The following is a 16458-nucleotide window of genomic DNA, read 5'->3' on the forward strand; positions in this document are numbered from 1 at the left end:
GAGTTTATGAGTTGGAGTGTGCGCTATGGCATCGGATTTTTGGCTGATTGTAGGACTTGGAAATCCTGGATCGAAGTATGAAGGTACACGTCATAATATGGGATTTATGGTTGCAGACGTGCTAAGTGAGCGTTGGTCAATATCTTTTTCCGACCATAAGGGCTTGTCAAAATTAGGCAAGGGAGTAATGAATTTAGACGGTAAATCGGCGAAGTTTTTCCTCGCTAAGCCGCTCACATTTATGAACGATTCTGGTGCTGCTGTTTCGTCAATAAGCTCGTATTATCAGATTGAAACTGACCATATTGTGATTATTCATGACGATATGGATTTGGATTTTGGTCGGATTAAAGTAAAATCTGGCGGTTCTGCTGGAGGTCATAATGGTATTCGTTCTATTGATCGCAGTCTTGGAACTCCGCAATATGCTCGTGTGAGAATGGGTGTGGGGCACGCTCAACGCGGAGCGCACGCGCATGATAATACTGTTAATTGGGTTTTGGGTGGTTTTGCTGGTGCGCAAAAATCTGAACTTCCTAATTTTTTGGCAGATGGTGCTGATGCAGTAGAAAGTGTGATCTTCCGCGGACTTAGCGCCACTCAGGAGCATTTCAATGGCAAATAAATCTGATTTTTTTGCTAACAATATGTCAGATTCTAAAGATTTTATAAATTCTAACGTTTCTTTTGAAAATATACTTAAAGATATTTTAGATAAAAATGAAGCGTTTAAATCTTTAGTTTCTAACGTGCTAGATTTTCCGAATCCGCTTACTGTAGCATCTCCTTTAGGTTCTAGACCTGCTATAGCAGCTGCAATATCAAAGAGTAGTCCTGTTGTTCTAATTACTCCATCTGGTAGAGATGCTAGTGACGCTGTTTCTTCAATACGCGATTGGTATGATGGAGATCCTCAGGATATTGCCGAACTCGAGGCTTGGGAGACTCTTCCTCATGAGCGTCTTTCTCCTAGAGCAGACACTGTGGCAAGTAGAATGTCGGTTTTTAGAAGATTAAAACATCCTCAAAGTGGCAAAAATAGAATGTTTAGCCCAATTCGTGTGCTTGTTATGCCAGTTCGTTCTATTATTCAGCCAGTTGTTGAAAATATTTCAGACGTGGAGCCTCTTGTTTTTGAATGTGGTAAAGAAGTTCCTATAGATTCTGCTGTAAAACGTCTTGTTGAAAACTCTTATAATCGCGTTGAGTTGGTTATGAATCGTGGAGAATTTGCGGTTAGAGGTGGAATAATAGATGTTTTTTCTCCAACGATGAATCATCCTGTTAGAATCGAATTTTTTGGAGACGAAATCGACACGATTAAGCAGTTTCATGCATCTGATCAGCGCACATACGGTGAGAATATTAATAGTATTTGGGCTACTGCTTGTAGAGAATTACAGCTTACAAAAGATATTCAAAATCGTGCAAAATCTTTGATTGGTAAAATTCAAAATGCTGACGAAATGTTGGAATCCATATCGAATGCAATACCTGTAGAAGGTATGGAGTCGTTGCTTCCAGCATTAGTTGACAAAATGGAACCAGTAGAAAATCTGCTTCCAAAAAATTCTATAATATTGATCTCTGACCCAGAAAAATGTAGGCGCGCAGCTCAAGATTTAAGTAGAACTGCTAATGAATTTTTGGCAGCAAGCTGGCATGTAGCTGCATCTGGTAGAGGAGCAGGTGCTCCAATCACATTCGATCAGGCGAGTTTTCTTGATTTTGATGAAACTTTAGCAAGCTTAGAAAATAAGAATCATCAGGTAATAAATTTAACGAGTTTTGGATCTGATAAGTCGCAAGCAACCGTAGGTCTTAAAGAATCTGACGAAAATAAAATTGTAAAAAATAGCCGTCTAGAATTGAGCATTAAATCTCCTCAAGAATTTAGAGGAGACAATGAAAAGATTTCTAGTGGAATATCTGGTCTTATAGCAAACGGATTTAAAGTTTACATAATTGCATCCGCATATGGAACCTTATCTAGACTAAGTCGCGCAATACAATCAACTGGAATTTTTGATTTTGTACCGATTCAATCGCAAATAGTGGACGGATTCATAGATGAACAAAGTAAAATCGCTATTCTTACAGAAAGAGATTTGACTGGAAAAACATCTTCTGCAAGCGCGCTTAAAACTCCTAGGAGAAGACGAAAATCAATAGACCTTCTAGATCTTAAACCAGGCGATTTTGTTGTTCACGATCAGCATGGAATCGGCAAATTTATAGGCATGAGGCAGCGAAATATAAAAACCTCAAGTGGAGAAGCTACTCGTGAATACTTGGAAATTGAATACGCGCCAAGTAAACGTAATGCGCCTGCCGACAAGCTTTTTATTCCAACCGATCAACTCGACTTGGTTAGCAAATATATTGGGGCTGAAATTCCAAAGTTAAACAAACTTGGAGGATCAGATTGGGCTGCTACAAAGGCAAAAGCTAGAAAGCATGTTCAAGAAGTTGCAGAGGATTTAATCAAATTATATTCAGCCAGAGCATCTACTAAAGGTTTTGCCTTCAGCTCTGACACTCCGTGGCAAAAAGAGCTGGAAGATGCATTTCCGTATCAAGAAACGCCGGATCAGCTTACTACTATTGACGAAGTTAAACAAGATATGCAGAAGCCAATTCCAATGGATAGGTTGATTTGCGGAGATGTTGGGTTTGGTAAAACGGAAATTGCTGTTCGAGCTGCATTTAAAGCTGTTCAAGACGGTAAACAAGTAGTTGTTCTAGCGCCAACCACTCTTTTGGTTCAGCAGCATTACGAGACTTTTACTAACCGTTTTTCTGGCTTCCCTGTAACAGTTGCCGCAATGAGCAGATTCCAGAGTGCAAAAGAAATAGACGCTACAATGCAAGGAATAGAATCAGGGCAAGTAGATGTTGTTGTTGGAACTCATAAACTTTTAAATCCAAATATAAAATTTAAAGATTTAGGATTAGTGATTATAGACGAAGAACAACGTTTTGGTGTTGAACATAAAGAAACTTTAAAAGCTCTACGAACAAATGTAGATGTGCTTAGCCTTTCTGCAACGCCTATTCCTAGAACGCTTGAAATGGCTGTTACGGGTATTCGTGAAATGTCTACGCTTGCTACGCCTCCAGAAGATCGTCTACCAGTCTTGACTTATGTTGGAGCATATGAAGATGCACAAGTTGCAGCCTGTGTTAAACGTGAATTATTGCGTGGAGGACAAGTATTTTACGTTCATAATCGCGTAGAAGATATTAGTAAAATTGCCTCTAATATTCAAAAACTTGTGCCAGATGCTCGAGTGGCGATTGCGCACGGAAAAATGGGCGAGAAGCAACTTGACACTATTATTCGTGATTTTTGGCATAGGGATATTGATGTTCTTGTTTGCACTACGATTATTGAAACAGGATTAGATATTTCTAATGCAAATACGCTTATTGTAGATCACGCTGACAGATTCGGTTTAAGTCAGCTTCATCAATTACGAGGACGAGTTGGAAGAGGTCGTGAGCGCGCATACGCATACTTTTTGTACGATCCTACTAAGCCTATGACTCAGCAGGCTCACGACAGGCTTGCAACAATCGCTCAATATACTGCTCTTGGCTCTGGTTTTGATGTTGCTATGAAGGATTTGGAATTGCGCGGAACTGGCAATTTGCTTGGAGATGCTCAGAGTGGGCATATTGAAGGAGTCGGATTCGATTTATATGTTCGGATGGTATCTGAAGCTGTTGAAAAATATAAGGAACCAGATCATAAAGAGTCCATATCTGTTTCTATTGATTTGCCAATAGAAGCCTCAATTCCAGTATCTTATATTGATTCAGATAAATTACGTTTGGAAGCTTATAGGAAGCTTGCTGAGGCTCAGAATGATGAAGACTTAAAAGAGATTTTCAATGAGTTAAGCGATAGATATGGAAATCCTCCTAAATCCTTACAAACATTATTTGATGTTGCAAGATTACGTTTTAAAGCTAAACAAATGGGTATTAATCAAATAAGCATGCAAGGTAAAACTGTGCGCGTTATTGGCGTAGATCCAGCTCAATCTGTTTGGATGCGTTTGAGTAGGATCTACAGGGGAGCACAGTTTAAGCCTGTAACCCACACAATGATTTTTCCATCTCCTTTTGCGTCTGTTTTAGGGGATTCATCGTCTATGAGTGAAAAAGAGATAGTCGAATGGGCTAAGCAACTTTTAGAAGACATTGATTGGTAAAAATTAATAGGTGAATTTTAAATAGTGGACATGTCACTTTAAGGCAAGTCTTAAATCATCTTCAATAGAAACATGATTTGTAGGTCTTCCTTGCGAATCAACACTGCTCCTATCGATATTCCATTGCCTTGATATTACGCCATTTTGAAGCATTAGAATACGATCTGATAATCTTACAGCTTCCGCAATATCGTGAGTAACCATGATTGTGCTCCAGCCGTTTTGTGTTCTTAGCTTAGCTAGAAGATCTTGCATGTCTAGTCTTGTTAAAGCATCTAATGCGCCGAAAGGTTCGTCTAAAAGCAATAGCTCTGGGTTTCTTACTAATGCTCTAGCTAAAGAGACGCGTTGAGCTTGACCGCCAGAAAGTTGAGAAGGCCATTTATTGGCGTATTCTTCTAATTGCATTTTGCTAAGAGCATTATTTGCAAGTTTTTTAAGATTGTTTTTACTGTCTGAAAGACCAAAAACAACGTTTTCACCAATTTTTAGCCATGGGATTAATCTTGCATCTTGGAATCCTATAGCCTGCATGTCTGTAACGTTTATACTGCCGCTTGTAGGTTTTAGTAAACCAGATATTACTTTAAGAAGCGTTGTTTTTCCACAACCTGATCTGCCAATAAGTGAGACAAACTCGCCTTGCTTAATGTTTAAATTAATATCTTTCAAAACCTTATAAGTGTCGTCAAATGCTACTTCAATATGCGTTAAAGAAACACAGTAGGAATTGTTGACATTATTAGCATTATTTTCATTGTTTTGAATGTTCATATTAACTCCTACTGTGTTTTGATTTTGAAAATTATTTAGCGTATTTTAAAGGTTTAGGTTACTTGCTGCAATCCATTACGGAATCATCCAAGTTTGTTGGAGCTTGCTTAATTAAACCATATTTTACGTATTCTTTTGCCTGAACCTTCATCATTTCTAAGCCTTTCTTATCGATTGGCTTAATTGTTGGATTATCGAATTTTTCAATCTGCTTAATGATTGTATCGCTTGCTCCAAGTTGCTTATAAGCATTCCCGATAACATTCTTTTCTTTATGTGACTTATTAGCTTCGCGAACAAGAGCGTTATACATTTTTTTAACGAGCTCAGGATGCTTCTTAGCAAATTTTCTAGAAACAATGTGAATGGTAACATTCATGTTGCCATACTTTTTAGCGTTAACAAGTAATTTTGACCCAGGGGTTGTCATCGCTGCAGCAAGATTCTGATCGAATGAGGAAATTGCATCAATCTGTCCAGATGTAAATGCTGCTTGGAAGTTCTTAGGGCTCATCTCTACTTTATGCACTTTAGAAACGTCTAATCCGCTTTTATCGAATGCGCGGTGAAGCATGTAATCGCCAGTATCACCGTTGTGAATAATAGCAACTTTCTTTCCATATAAGTCTTTTAGTGTTTTTGCGCCGCTTTTTGCGGATGCAACGATTCCTTGAGAATCACCATTGTAATATTCGAGCGCAAATGCAACCCAAGGTTGACCTTCTGCAATCAAATCAATAAATCGTCCAGTTCCAGTAGTTGTTGCATCAGCGCTTCCGCTCATAACTGCGGTAAGACCATCAACTGGAGTGTATGGTCCAGTATAGGTGACTTTTGCTTTTCCAAATTCTTCCTGAAGGAATTTTTCATTTTTTAACGTCGTTAAATAGTTTGCTGTAGAAAGATAAGCAACCCTCATTATTCCCGTATCTTTGCTAGAAGATTGGGAGTTATTTGCAGGTTTTTGAGCTCCGCCGCAAGATGCAAGAGCGATAGTTGCGCAAAAAGCGCATATTGCTGCAATAGAGCGTTTGCTAGCAATTTGTATTTTGAAATTAGCCATGATTTGGCTCCTTTACCTTTATTTTGTGTTTTTCTTATTTGGTTTATTTGGTTGTTGATTAAATTTTGTTGATTAAATTTTTATAAAAATTGACTTATTTTTAAAAGTATCGTTAAAAGTATCTCTAAAATTCACAGAGGATTTTATAAATTCTTTATTTACGTGAATTTCTAAAATCAACTCTTTGTTAAGATTCTCTATTTACTCTGCGTTCTGGCATAAGCCAATATTCGAATATGTTTGCAGTAACTTCTGATCCAAGTCCTGCAATCGCATATAAAATAATGCATGCCATCATTTGATCTGGTCTAAAGAATTGTTGAGCTCTAGAAAGAATATATCCGATTCCTATTGAAGAATTAACTGTTTCACAAGTAACTAAAGCAACCCATGCTACGGAAATTGAAAATCGCAATCCTGTCATAAAATTAGCTAGTGTTCCTCGCATAAAAATTGTTGTAAAAACAGTCGATTTTTTAACGTTATAAGCCTTTGCAAGTTCTATTAGTTTAGGGTCAATGTTCCTTACTCCATCTCGAATATTGACATACATTGGTCCAAAAACACCAAGCGCTATAAGCATTATTTTCATCATTTCGTCCACACCTAGAAAAATGATCAATAAAGGTGCTAATGCTGGGAATGGGATGGATCTGAGCATATGACTTGGTTTATTTATTACTGATTCTCCTATTTTGCTTCCGCCAGAAATGATTCCAGATGGCAAAGCAAAAGCAATTCCTAAAAGAAGACCAGCTACAACTCTAAATATGCTTATTGCAAGAGACGGTAGTAATATTCCTTCGTTGTTTAAGTCAACAAATGCTTTTATTACCTCGCTTGGAGATGGCAAAGCGCGATTTTCGGCAGGAGTTAAGGTTGTTAAAAACCATAAAAAAAGAATCGCTATAGTAGAAAGCCAAGCTTTTAAAGAAATAAAAGCTTTATGATGCAGTTTTGCAATCGCGCTAAAAAGGTTATTCATAACGACATTCCCTTCGATAGTTTTAGCTATATCAGGTTCGACGGGTATAATCTCAGCAATTACAATTAAATAATTGCACCCCGTGTCAGTTTGTTATTATCGTATAAAGGCATGGACAAATCGCGAAACGCTTAGATTATATAGGCTTGTATCTTTAACGACTTACGCTACGAAATAACGTCCATAAAACGCATTAATCTTGAATATGTTACACAACCAACAAAATGAATAAGGAGTAGTTGTGGCAGCTATTGAAAGCGTATATGCACGCGAAATTTTGGATTCTCGTGGAAATCCTACCGTTCAGGTTTATTTGGAGACCGAAGATGGCGCTCAGGGTATTGGCTTAGTGCCTTCTGGTGCTTCGACTGGTGAGGCTGAGGCTTGGGAGCGTCGTGATGGCGACAAGTCCCGTTATCAGGGCAAGGGTACTTTGGAAGCAGTTAAGGCTGTTAATGAAGTAATTGCTCCAAAGGTTATTGGCATGGATGCCTCTGACCAGCGTGCTCTTGATGAAACCATGATTGAGCTTGATGGCACTCCAAACAAGGGTAAGCTTGGCGCAAATGCTATTCTTGGCGTTTCTCTTGCTGCTCTTTATGCAGCTGCTGAATCTGCAGAGCTTCCATTGTATCGTTACATCGGCGGAACTAACGGACATATTCTTCCAGTTCCAAACATGAACATCATGAACGGTGGCGCTCACGCTGATTTTGCAACTGATATTCAGGAATACATGATTTCTCCATACGGTTTCGCAACTTACAGCGATGCTTTGCGCGCTGGTGTTGAGGTTTATCACACCTTAAAGAACGTTTTGAAGAAGGAAGGCTTGGCTACTGGTCTTGGTGACGAAGGTGGCTTCGCTCCAAAGATGAAGTCCAACGAAGATTCCTTGAAGTACATCATGGATGCAATCGAAGCTGCAGGTTACGAGCCAGGAAAGCAGATTGGTATTTCCCTCGATGTTGCTTCTTCTGAGTTCTACAACAAGGAAACTGGCAAGTATCGTTTCGACGGCGAAGAGCGCGAATCTGCTTACATGCTTGATTACTACGAGAAGCTCATCAACGAGTATCCAATCGTTTCCATCGAAGATCCATTCCAGGAAGAAGGCTGGGATGATTGGGCAGCAATCACCAAGCGTCTTGGTGATCGTTTGCAGTTCGTTGGCGATGACTTGCTCGTCACCAATCCAAAGCGTTTGGCTAAGGGTATTGAGCTTGGAGCAGCTAATTCCTTGCTCGTAAAGTTGAACCAGATTGGTTCCGTTACCGAAACCCTCGACGCTATTGAGCTTGCAACCAAGAATGGCTTTACTTCTATGGTTTCCCACCGCTCTGGTGAAACCCCAGATACAACCATTTCTGATCTTGCTGTTGCTAAGAACACTGGTCAGATTAAGACTGGTGCTCCTGCTCGTGGTGAGCGTATCGCTAAGTACAACCGCTTGCTTGAGATTGAGGAAGAGCTTGGCTCTACCGCTCAGTACGCTGGTTACAGCGCATTCAAGGCTTGCAAGAAGTATATGAAGTAATATACTAGGGCTTTTATAAGTTATTCATAAGACTTGTTTAAGCTTTTTAAGCTTTGAGCTGAAGCTTATTTTCGGTCAGTCGCAATAAAATGCGGCTGGCCGTTTTTGTATATTTTCAATGATTTCTTAAAATTTTAAAAAAATTTTTCTAAAATTACTTTCATTATCTCCAGAATAGTGCTATTTTTATGAAAAACTAAAAACAGAAGGAGATGTTTCATATGAGAAAAGTCGCTGTTATAGGCATGGGTAATGTTGGTGCTGCAGTAGCCCATCAGCTCATTATTGGTGGTCACGTTGACGATTTGTATCTTTATGATTCAAATGAAGCAAAAGTTAAGGCTGATGCTCTTGATTTTGAAGATTCAATGGATAATGTGCCTTTTAACGTTAATATTACAGTAAATGATTATGAAGCATTAAAAGACGTAGAAGTAATCGTAAGCGCCTTGGGTCATATAAAACTTTTGGATGTTCCTCATCCAGATCGTTTTGCGGAGCTTAAGTATAACCGTAAAGAGGTTGCAGAAGTTGGTGCAAAAATTAAAGCTTCTGGATTCCATGGCGTTTTGATAGATATCACTAATCCTTGTGATGCTATTTGCCAGCTCTACAAGGAAGCTACTGGACTTCCATACGAAAGAGTTATTGGTACTGGCACTCTTCTTGATTCTGCCCGTTTGCATCGTGCTGTAGGAAAGTTCTTCGGAGTTCATCCTAAGGCAGTTAAGGGTTATAGTTTAGGCGAGCACGGCGATTCACAGTTCGTTGCATGGTCTACGGTAAAAGTGTTAGAGCAGCCAATTACTGATCTTGCTGAGGAAAAGAACATTGACTTGGATGCTGTTGATGATGAAACTCGCGAAGGCGGTTTCACTGTGTTCTATGGAAAGAAATATACCAACTACGGTATTGCTGCAGCAGCTGTTCGTTTAGTGAATGCTGTAATGACGGATTCTAGAGAACAGATGCCTGTATCCAATTATCGTGAAGAATATCATTCTTATCTTTCTTATCCAGCGATTGTTGGTCGAGATGGCATTATTGAGCAGTGCAAGCTTGATTTGACTGAAGAAGAGTTGCAAAAGTTGCAGCATTCTGCAGATACAATTTTGAGCAAGGCTCAAATGGAATAGTTGGAAATCTAAGTTTTAAAGAATTTTGAGTATGATTTTGTGACCAGCTCCTATGTGGATAGCTGGTCACAATTTTTGTATTTTAGCGTGTATGTTATTCATATTGTGTAATAATGATTTTTTAGACTAAAAGTAAATATAAGGTGTATTTACACGTCGAATATTTAAAGTAACTTAGAAGTATGGTTTTGAGAAATCGCCGCACGGCAACAAGTACAGTTGATGAATCAAATCAGCCAAAGAAAAAAAGGCTGTTTTCTGGTTCGTTCGTATTTGTTTTTATGATAGTAGTGGCGTTTCTTTGTTCTATAGAATTTGTTTCAACAATTCGAAATTATGCGTTAAGCTTGGCTGAATTACACGCTTTGCAAAGAGATGAGGCTGCTCTAAAAGACAAAAAACAGGAGTTGGATAATAATATTGATCGCTGGAAAGATAAAGCGTATGTTACTGCACAAGCTAGGGATAGGCTAGGATTCATATTCCCTGGAGAGCAGGCTGTTAGAGTTGAACACCCAGAAGCTGTTACAGGAGTTGTGCCAGAATCATTTAATAAAGATGAATCACAGTATGAGGAAAGAAAAGCTCTTCCTTGGTATAGTGATTTGTTCTATTCACTTCATAAAGCAGATAAGCCAGATGATATGAGTATGAAATCTCAAGACGATGACGTTAACGATTCTAATAAGGATAAGACTTCTAAGCATAATAAAATGGATAAAAGTCGCCAGCAAAATAAGCACCAGAAAAATAAATCGTCAAAATCTACAGATAAGAAACAGAGTAATACAAGTAGACAGTAGTAAGAAAATATTAAAGTACTTTATTTTAAAATCATGCAAATGCATAGGGGAGTTAAAAACATGGATTTGAATATACAATCCTTAGTGGATAGTTTGTTGGAAAACCCTGCAAGTGATGCAGATAAAGACATTGTTAAACGTCAATTGGGAAGATTCCCAAGGGGAATGGTTGCAGTTGGAGCTAGATGCGCTTGTGGACGTCCTCTTGCTGTTATTACAAGGCCATGCTTAGAAGATGGAACTCCTTTTCCAACTACATGCTACTTAACAAGTCCAGAAGCGGTTAAAGCGGCTTCGCATCTTGAAGCACAAGGTTTTATGAAGGAATGCAACAATTTATTGAATAATGACAATGATATTGTTAAAAAATATGAGCAGGCACATAAATACTATTTAGAGTTTCGTCACGAATTAGCTATTCGATTAGAAGATAGTGAAGAACATATTAAAGATATGAGTGCTGGGGGTATGCCTGTTCGTGTTAAGTGTTTGCATGCCTTGCTTGCGCAAAGTCTTGTAATGGGCAAAGGTGTGAATCCTATTGGCGATCTGGTGTTAAGCAAGGTAAAAAATGAATTTGATCCTAATGTTTGTAAGTGCACTACTCCTTGGAGTGATGATGCTGATGAAATTGAGACTGAGAAATTATTAAATACAAAATCTTTTAGCACCAATACAATCATTGGAACTAATAAATCGGTTTGCGTAGCTGCAATTGACTGTGGCACGAATTCGATTAGATTAAAAATTGCAAAAGTTAATGCTAATGGTATGCGCGATGTTGTTCCTAGAATGCTTAGAGTTGTAAGGCTTGGTCAGGGAATCGACGAAACGCATATGTTTGCTGAAGATGCTTTGCAGAGAGTTAAATCTGCTGCCAAAGAATTTGCAAAAGTGCTTAGCGAACACAAAATAGATGCTATTCGTTTTGTAGCAACATCTGCAACTAGGGATGCGCTAAATAGAGACATTTTTGAACAGATGATGTTTGATGAGCTTGGCGTACGCCCTGAAGTTATTAGCGGAACAGAAGAAGCTGCTTTGAGCTTTTTGGGAGCAACAAGTGTTGTTTCTAGAAAAGATTTGCAAGCCCCTTATGTTGTTGTAGATTTAGGTGGTGGGTCTACTGAGATTGTTCTTGGTGGAGACGGCGTGAATATTGCGGAAGATAAAGTGGATTCCGCGTATTCAATGAATATTGGTTCCGTTAGAATGACTGAGAGACACTTGCATACAGACCCTCCAACAGAAGAAGAAATTTCTTGTGCTATAAAAGATATTGACAAAAATATAGACGAAGCTTTTAAGCATGTTAACGCTGGTAAAGCTCGCACAATTATTGGTGTTTCTGGCACTGTTACAACTATGGCAGCCCTTGCTATTGGATTAAAGCATTATGACCATAAGGCTGTTGATGGAGTAAAAATCGCGTTGGATCAGGCATATACAGTTAATGACAGGTTCTTGCATATGACAAGAGAACGTAGGCGTACTTATGCCACTATTCATCCTGGAAGGATTGATGTTGTTGGTGGAGGTGCAGTTGTGTTGAGTCGTGTGCTTGAACGACTTGCAAAAGCTGCATATGAAGACCATGGTGGAGTTCTAGATACTTTTGTTGCTAGTGAGCATGGTTTACTAGATGGAATCACGTTAGATTTGGGTCGTAGAATTCTCGCCACACGCTGAGTTGTTTTTAATTGTATTATATGGCATAATAATTGACTGTTGCCTCCGTGGCGGAATTGGCATACGCATCAGACTTAAAATCTGACGCCCTTACGGGCTTGTGGGTTCGAGTCCCACCAGAGGCACAAATGTTACGCTGCGAGTTTATTTTTTACGTATTTAATGTTAATTTTTTGTTGCAATTCGTAAGATTTTTGGTTTAATTAGTCTTTTTTCTATAAAAATATCTGTTTACAGTCTTGCGTTAATCGAGAATCGTACTAATCTATACCATTAATTGCAATAAAAGCAATAATAAAAATACAAGTAATATCGCAAATTAGGAAAAGAGACATAATGGCTGATTTAGAGGTTGCTCCAGACTTTAAAAATGCCTATGATTCTTACGATCATAGTGATTCTGATCTGTTGAACAAACTGGCTGGCAATTTTACTGTTTTGCCTAACGATAATCCTGTTTCGGATGCAAAGCGAGCAGAGCTGATTGATAAGCCTGCTTTTGGTCAGATTTTCTCCGACAATATGGTCCATATGTCTTGGACCAAGGGAGAAGGCTGGTCGGATAGACGTGTTGAGCCTTATGGGCCATTAAAAATGGATCCAGGTGCTTCTGTGTTGCATTATGCCCAAGAATGCTTTGAAGGTTTAAAAGCATACAAGCGAACTGATGGATCCATCTGGCTTTTCCGTCCAGATATTAATGCGGCACGATTCCAGAATTCTGCGAAGCGTTTGTATTTGCCAGATCTTTCTATCGACGATTTTATTGGATCTGTTGCAGCCTTAGTTAAGCGAGATAAAGAGTGGGTTCCAAGCCGACGCGAATATACTCTTTATATGCGTCCGTTCATGTTTGCTTCCGAGCCGTTCTTAGGTGTGCGAGAAGCTCATGAGGTTGAATATTGTGTTATTGCTTCTCCGTCAGGACCATATTTTAAAGGTGGCTTGAAGCCAGTTAGTATTTGGGTTGAAGATCAGTGGTTCCGCACTGGCCCTGGTGGTACTGGTTTTGCTAAGTGTGGTGGAAATTATGCGGCTTCCTTGCTCGGTGAATACAAGGGTATTGAACACGGTTGCGAACAGGTTTGCTTCGTTGATGCAGCAACTAAGACCTATTTGGAAGAGCTTGGTGGAATGAACGTGTTTGTTTTGCACAAGGATGGTCATTTGGAAACTCCATCTCTTACTGGTAGCATTCTTCCAGGTGTTACACGTCGTTCTATTATTCAGCTTGCAGAAGAAGCGGGTCACAAGGTTGTTGAAACTATGATTCCACTTCAGGGATTGCTTGACGATATTCGCTCTGGTGAGGTCACTGAAGTCTTTGCCTGCGGAACTGCTGCGATTATTACGCCTATTGGTCGCTTTAAGTCAGATGACTTCGATCTTAAGGTTGCTGATGGTGGAGTTGGTGAGTTGACTCAGGCTTTGCGTGATGAATTGCTTGGTATTCAGCTTGGAGATGTTGAAGATACTCACAACTGGATGTGGAAGGTGTGCGACTAGTTAAAAGCTGTTTAAGAGCTATTTAAAAGTCGTTTTAAATCCGTTAGAGTTTTTAGTATTTGGCGCGTCATTTTTTATATCTTATAAAAGGTGGCGCGCTAATTGTATGCTTAATTGGTTATAGGCTTATTAGGCGGATTTTGTTTTTTAAGTGTTTAACTAACCTTGGAAAGGAAATATTGTGGAAGGGGCTTTAGGAGATAACATTTTCTTCCTTGTTGTTGAATACATTGCTATGGGTTGCTGCGGAATGGTTGGCGGAATGTGGGCTATTCGCAAGAATTATGATATCTTTGCAATAATCACAACGTCATGGCTTACAGCATTGGGTGGCGGAATTGTTAGAGACGTTCTGCTTGGAGCTTTGCCGCCAGTTGGAATTGCAGATAGGGGATTTGTTTTTACTGGTCTTGCTTCGGGTGTTATTGTTGCTTTCGCTCATCTAGAAATTGATGAGTGGAAATGGCTTATGTTAACTCTTGACGCTTTAGCATTGGGGCTTTTTGCTGTAAATGGTACCGCTAAAGGCTTGGATTTTCACATGTCTGGAATGGCGTCTGTGTTTTTAGGCATGGCTACAGCTCTTGGTGGTGGATTAATTCGAGATATGGTTTTGAATCAAGTTCCTGTAATTGTTCGAGATAAGCATTGGTATGCGCTTCCTGCTGCAGTTGGGTGTGTTTTGACGGTATTTGTTGTAAAAGCACAACGTGCAGGATGTTTTGACGTTATTACAGAGATGATTTTAGATACTCTTATTGTTGTGCTAGTAGTTGCGATGCGATTAATGTCTGTAAAGTTTGATTTAACGCTTTTTGGTGCAATGAACCGCAAATCGCCAATAAAAATAAGTAAATATCGCAGACATAATGCATATAGTCGTAAAATTTCCGATAAAGCCATAAAAAATACAGAAAAAAATAATCAAAATAAATAGAAAATATAGTCTAATCTGAATAAATATCGGTTAGTGTCTAGAGTTTGTCTTTGCCTATCTCAATAATGAAACACATCGACCAGAGGTCGCGCTCAACAAGAGTAGCAATCATTAGCCAGAAAGAGGCGTTAAGTGATTTGCAAAAGGGGAGAGCGCCGAAGTTTGTAGGTTATTCTTTCTAGCTTACAAGCTGGGACTTGGCTTAATAAGCCAAGGACTGTCGCAGCAATTTTGGCAATTTGCTGCGGAGTGCTATCGACATGCATACTGTTGCCTGTTTGCCTCTGTTTGAATATTGTCAAAAGGAGGAAACAATGAATAACGACAGTTCATCAACTACTGAATCTCAAACTGTGCATCGCAGTTTAAAAACACGCCACATTTCCATGATTGCTTTGGGTGGAAGCATTGGAACAGGCTTATTTGTAGCTAGTGGCGCAACAATCCACATGGCAGGACCTGGTGGCGCGCTTTTGGCATACGCTGCAATCGGTATCATGGTTTATTTTCTTATGACATCTCTAGGAGAGATGGCAACATATATGCCAATTAGCGGGTCTTTTGCATCATATTCTGGAAAGTTTATTGATCCTGCTTTAGGATTTGCAATGGGTTGGAATTATTGGTTTAACTGGGCAATCACGGTTGCTGTAGATATAAGTACGGCAGCAATTGTTTTGCAATATTGGCTTCCTAATGTTCCAATATGGGTATTTTCGCTAACAGTTCTTGTTGTTATTCTTTTGATTAACATTCTTACGGTTAAGTGCTTTGGAGAAACAGAGTACTGGCTTTCGATTATTAAAGTTGTAACCGTTATTATATTCCTTGCTATTGGTTTGCTTACGATTGTTGGAATTTTAGGCGGAAAAGCGCCATTTCTAAGCAACTTTACACATAAAAATGCTCCATTTGCTGGCGGAATCCCAGCTGTTTTAGGTGCGTTTGCAATTGCAGGATTCTCGTTCCAAGGAACAGAGCTTATTGGCATTACAGCAGGTGAATCTGCAACACCAGATAAGAGTATTCCAAAGGCTGTAAAGCAAGTGTTTTGGCGTATTGTTTTGTTCTACATTCTTGCAATCTTTGTAATCGCATGCATTATTCCATACACAAGCCCAAGTTTGCTTGGATCGGAAGCTAGCGATATTTCTATAAGCCCATTCACTCTTGTGTTCCAGCGTGCAGGATTGGCGATTGCAGCAACAATCATGAATGCCGTTGTGCTTACATCTGTTATCTCGGCAGCAAACTCTGGAATGTATGCTTCTACTAGAATGCTTTACGCTCTTGCAAAAGATAATCACGCTCCAAAGATGTTTGGAAACGTAGATAGAAGAGGTGTTCCAATGCAATCTTTGGTTGCAACGTTTGTTGTAGCTCTTTTAACATTCTTGATGAGTATTTTTGGAACTCAAATTTACATGTTCTTAGTTGCTGCAAGTGGTTTGACTGGATTTATTGCATGGGCAGGAATCGCAGCTGCGCACTACAGGTTCCGCAAAGCGTATATTGCTCAAGGAAAGTCTTTGGACGATCTTGTTTATAAAGCTAAGTGGTATCCATTCGGTCCTATCGTGGCTCTTGTATTGTGCATTTTGGTTATTGTTGGCCAAGATCTTGAATCATTCCACACGCTTAATTGGCAAGCAATTGGCATAACTTATATGTCTGTGCCGCTGTTCATTGTGCTTTATGTTGGATACAAGATTAAGCACCACACTAAGGTTATTCCTTTAGATCAAGTTGATTTAACAAAGTGATTAGAATATAAAAAATGCGCTCAGTGATTTTGCTGAGCGCATTTTTAT

General features: G+C 39.2%; 12 protein-coding genes, 1 tRNA gene and 2 riboswitches. Of the genes, 10 read left to right on the forward strand and 3 right to left on the reverse strand.

The features are described 5' to 3' along the window. Positions 1 to 25 precede the first annotated feature (25 nt). Both pth and mfd read left to right on the forward strand, forming a co-directional pair. Positions 26 to 625, forward strand: coding sequence for an aminoacyl-tRNA hydrolase (gene pth / locus HXT20_RS02805; protein WP_004111835.1), 600 nt, complete (start codon positions 26 to 28; stop codon positions 623 to 625). Further along, positions 615 to 4217, forward strand: coding sequence for a transcription-repair coupling factor (gene mfd / locus HXT20_RS02810; RefSeq protein WP_116437798.1), 3603 nt, complete (start codon positions 615 to 617; stop codon positions 4215 to 4217). The genes pth and mfd overlap by 11 nt, the downstream gene beginning before the upstream one ends. A gap of 33 nt (positions 4218 to 4250) precedes the next feature. On the opposite strand, the gene HXT20_RS02815 is transcribed toward mfd, so the two are convergent. The 3 genes from HXT20_RS02815 to HXT20_RS02825 all read right to left on the reverse strand — a co-directional run bounded on the left by HXT20_RS02815 (position 4251) and on the right by HXT20_RS02825 (position 7039). Beyond that, entirely contained in the window at positions 4251 to 4991 is a 741-nt protein-coding gene (locus HXT20_RS02815) for an ABC transporter ATP-binding protein (protein WP_004111829.1), read from the reverse strand. A 58-nt stretch (positions 4992 to 5049) separates the two neighbouring features. Further along, positions 5050 to 6054 (reverse strand): ABC transporter substrate-binding protein, encoded by a 1005-nt coding sequence (locus HXT20_RS02820; protein WP_004111826.1) that lies wholly within the window; start codon positions 6052 to 6054, stop codon positions 5050 to 5052. 187 nt (positions 6055 to 6241) lie between these two features. Then, positions 6242 to 7039: an ABC transporter permease gene (locus HXT20_RS02825; protein WP_004115260.1), complete on the reverse strand. Its 798-nt coding sequence runs from the start codon at positions 7037 to 7039 to the stop codon at positions 6242 to 6244. Continuing rightward, positions 7030 to 7132, reverse strand: a riboswitch (TPP riboswitch). It overlaps the preceding gene by 10 nt. 148 nt (positions 7133 to 7280) lie before the next feature. Here HXT20_RS02825 and eno point away from each other — a divergent pair. The 8 genes from eno (at position 7281) to HXT20_RS02865 (ending at position 16410) form a co-directional block, all read left to right on the forward strand. Then, positions 7281 to 8576 (forward strand): phosphopyruvate hydratase, encoded by a 1296-nt coding sequence (gene eno / locus HXT20_RS02830; RefSeq protein WP_004111823.1) that lies wholly within the window; start codon positions 7281 to 7283, stop codon positions 8574 to 8576. 221 nt (positions 8577 to 8797) lie between these two features. Further along, the gene (locus HXT20_RS02835; RefSeq protein ID WP_004111821.1) at positions 8798 to 9712 is read left to right on the forward strand and encodes an L-lactate dehydrogenase; all 915 of its coding nucleotides are present in this window, start codon (positions 8798 to 8800) and stop codon (positions 9710 to 9712) included. Positions 9713 to 9894: 182 nt separating this feature from the next. Further along, on the forward strand, positions 9895 to 10515 hold the full coding sequence (locus HXT20_RS02840; protein WP_014554626.1) for an FtsB family cell division protein: 621 nt from the start codon (positions 9895 to 9897) through the stop codon (positions 10513 to 10515). Positions 10516 to 10575: 60 nt separating this feature from the next. Beyond that, on the forward strand, positions 10576 to 12204 hold the full coding sequence (locus HXT20_RS02845) for a DUF501 domain-containing protein (RefSeq protein WP_422114444.1): 1629 nt from the start codon (positions 10576 to 10578) through the stop codon (positions 12202 to 12204). A gap of 41 nt (positions 12205 to 12245) precedes the next feature. Beyond that, positions 12246 to 12329: transfer RNA gene (locus HXT20_RS02850), tRNA-Leu, on the forward strand. 211 nt (positions 12330 to 12540) lie between these two features. After that, complete coding sequence (locus HXT20_RS02855) at positions 12541 to 13710, forward strand: branched-chain amino acid aminotransferase (RefSeq protein WP_004111815.1); 1170 nt, start codon at positions 12541 to 12543, stop codon at positions 13708 to 13710. Positions 13711 to 13891: 181 nt separating this feature from the next. After that, entirely contained in the window at positions 13892 to 14647 is a 756-nt protein-coding gene (locus HXT20_RS02860) for a trimeric intracellular cation channel family protein (RefSeq protein WP_004111813.1), read from the forward strand. Between the two features lie 71 nt (positions 14648 to 14718). Beyond that, a riboswitch (Lysine riboswitch) is annotated at positions 14719 to 14910 on the forward strand. Positions 14911 to 14961: 51 nt separating this feature from the next. Next, the gene (locus tag HXT20_RS02865; RefSeq protein WP_004115255.1) at positions 14962 to 16410 is read left to right on the forward strand and encodes an amino acid permease; all 1449 of its coding nucleotides are present in this window, start codon (positions 14962 to 14964) and stop codon (positions 16408 to 16410) included. Positions 16411 to 16458 lie beyond the last annotated feature (48 nt).

The sequence above is a fragment of the Gardnerella sp. DNF00109 genome, from assembly GCF_049262845.1.
Taxonomy (GTDB): Bacteria; Actinomycetota; Actinomycetes; order Actinomycetales; family Bifidobacteriaceae; genus Bifidobacterium; species Bifidobacterium vaginale.

Bases quoted from the DNA above. Each gene is read 5' to 3' on its own strand.
- HXT20_RS02820 (WP_004111826.1), bottom strand. From the start codon at position 6,054: ATGGCTAATTTCAAAATACAAATTGCTAGCAAACGCTCTATTGCAGCA.
- pth (WP_004111835.1), top strand. From the start codon at position 26: ATGGCATCGGATTTTTGGCTGATTGTAGGACTTGGAAATCCTGGATCG.
- HXT20_RS02840 (WP_014554626.1), top strand. From the start codon at position 9,895: ATGGTTTTGAGAAATCGCCGCACGGCAACAAGTACAGTTGATGAATCA.
- HXT20_RS02825 (WP_004115260.1), bottom strand. From the start codon at position 7,039: ATGAATAACCTTTTTAGCGCGATTGCAAAACTGCATCATAAAGCTTTT.
- HXT20_RS02865 (WP_004115255.1), top strand. From the start codon at position 14,962: ATGAATAACGACAGTTCATCAACTACTGAATCTCAAACTGTGCATCGC.
- mfd (WP_116437798.1), top strand. From the start codon at position 615: ATGGCAAATAAATCTGATTTTTTTGCTAACAATATGTCAGATTCTAAA.
- HXT20_RS02835 (WP_004111821.1), top strand. From the start codon at position 8,798: ATGAGAAAAGTCGCTGTTATAGGCATGGGTAATGTTGGTGCTGCAGTA.
- HXT20_RS02845 (WP_422114444.1), top strand. From the start codon at position 10,576: ATGGATTTGAATATACAATCCTTAGTGGATAGTTTGTTGGAAAACCCT.
- HXT20_RS02855 (WP_004111815.1), top strand. From the start codon at position 12,541: ATGGCTGATTTAGAGGTTGCTCCAGACTTTAAAAATGCCTATGATTCT.
- HXT20_RS02815 (WP_004111829.1), bottom strand. From the start codon at position 4,991: ATGAACATTCAAAACAATGAAAATAATGCTAATAATGTCAACAATTCC.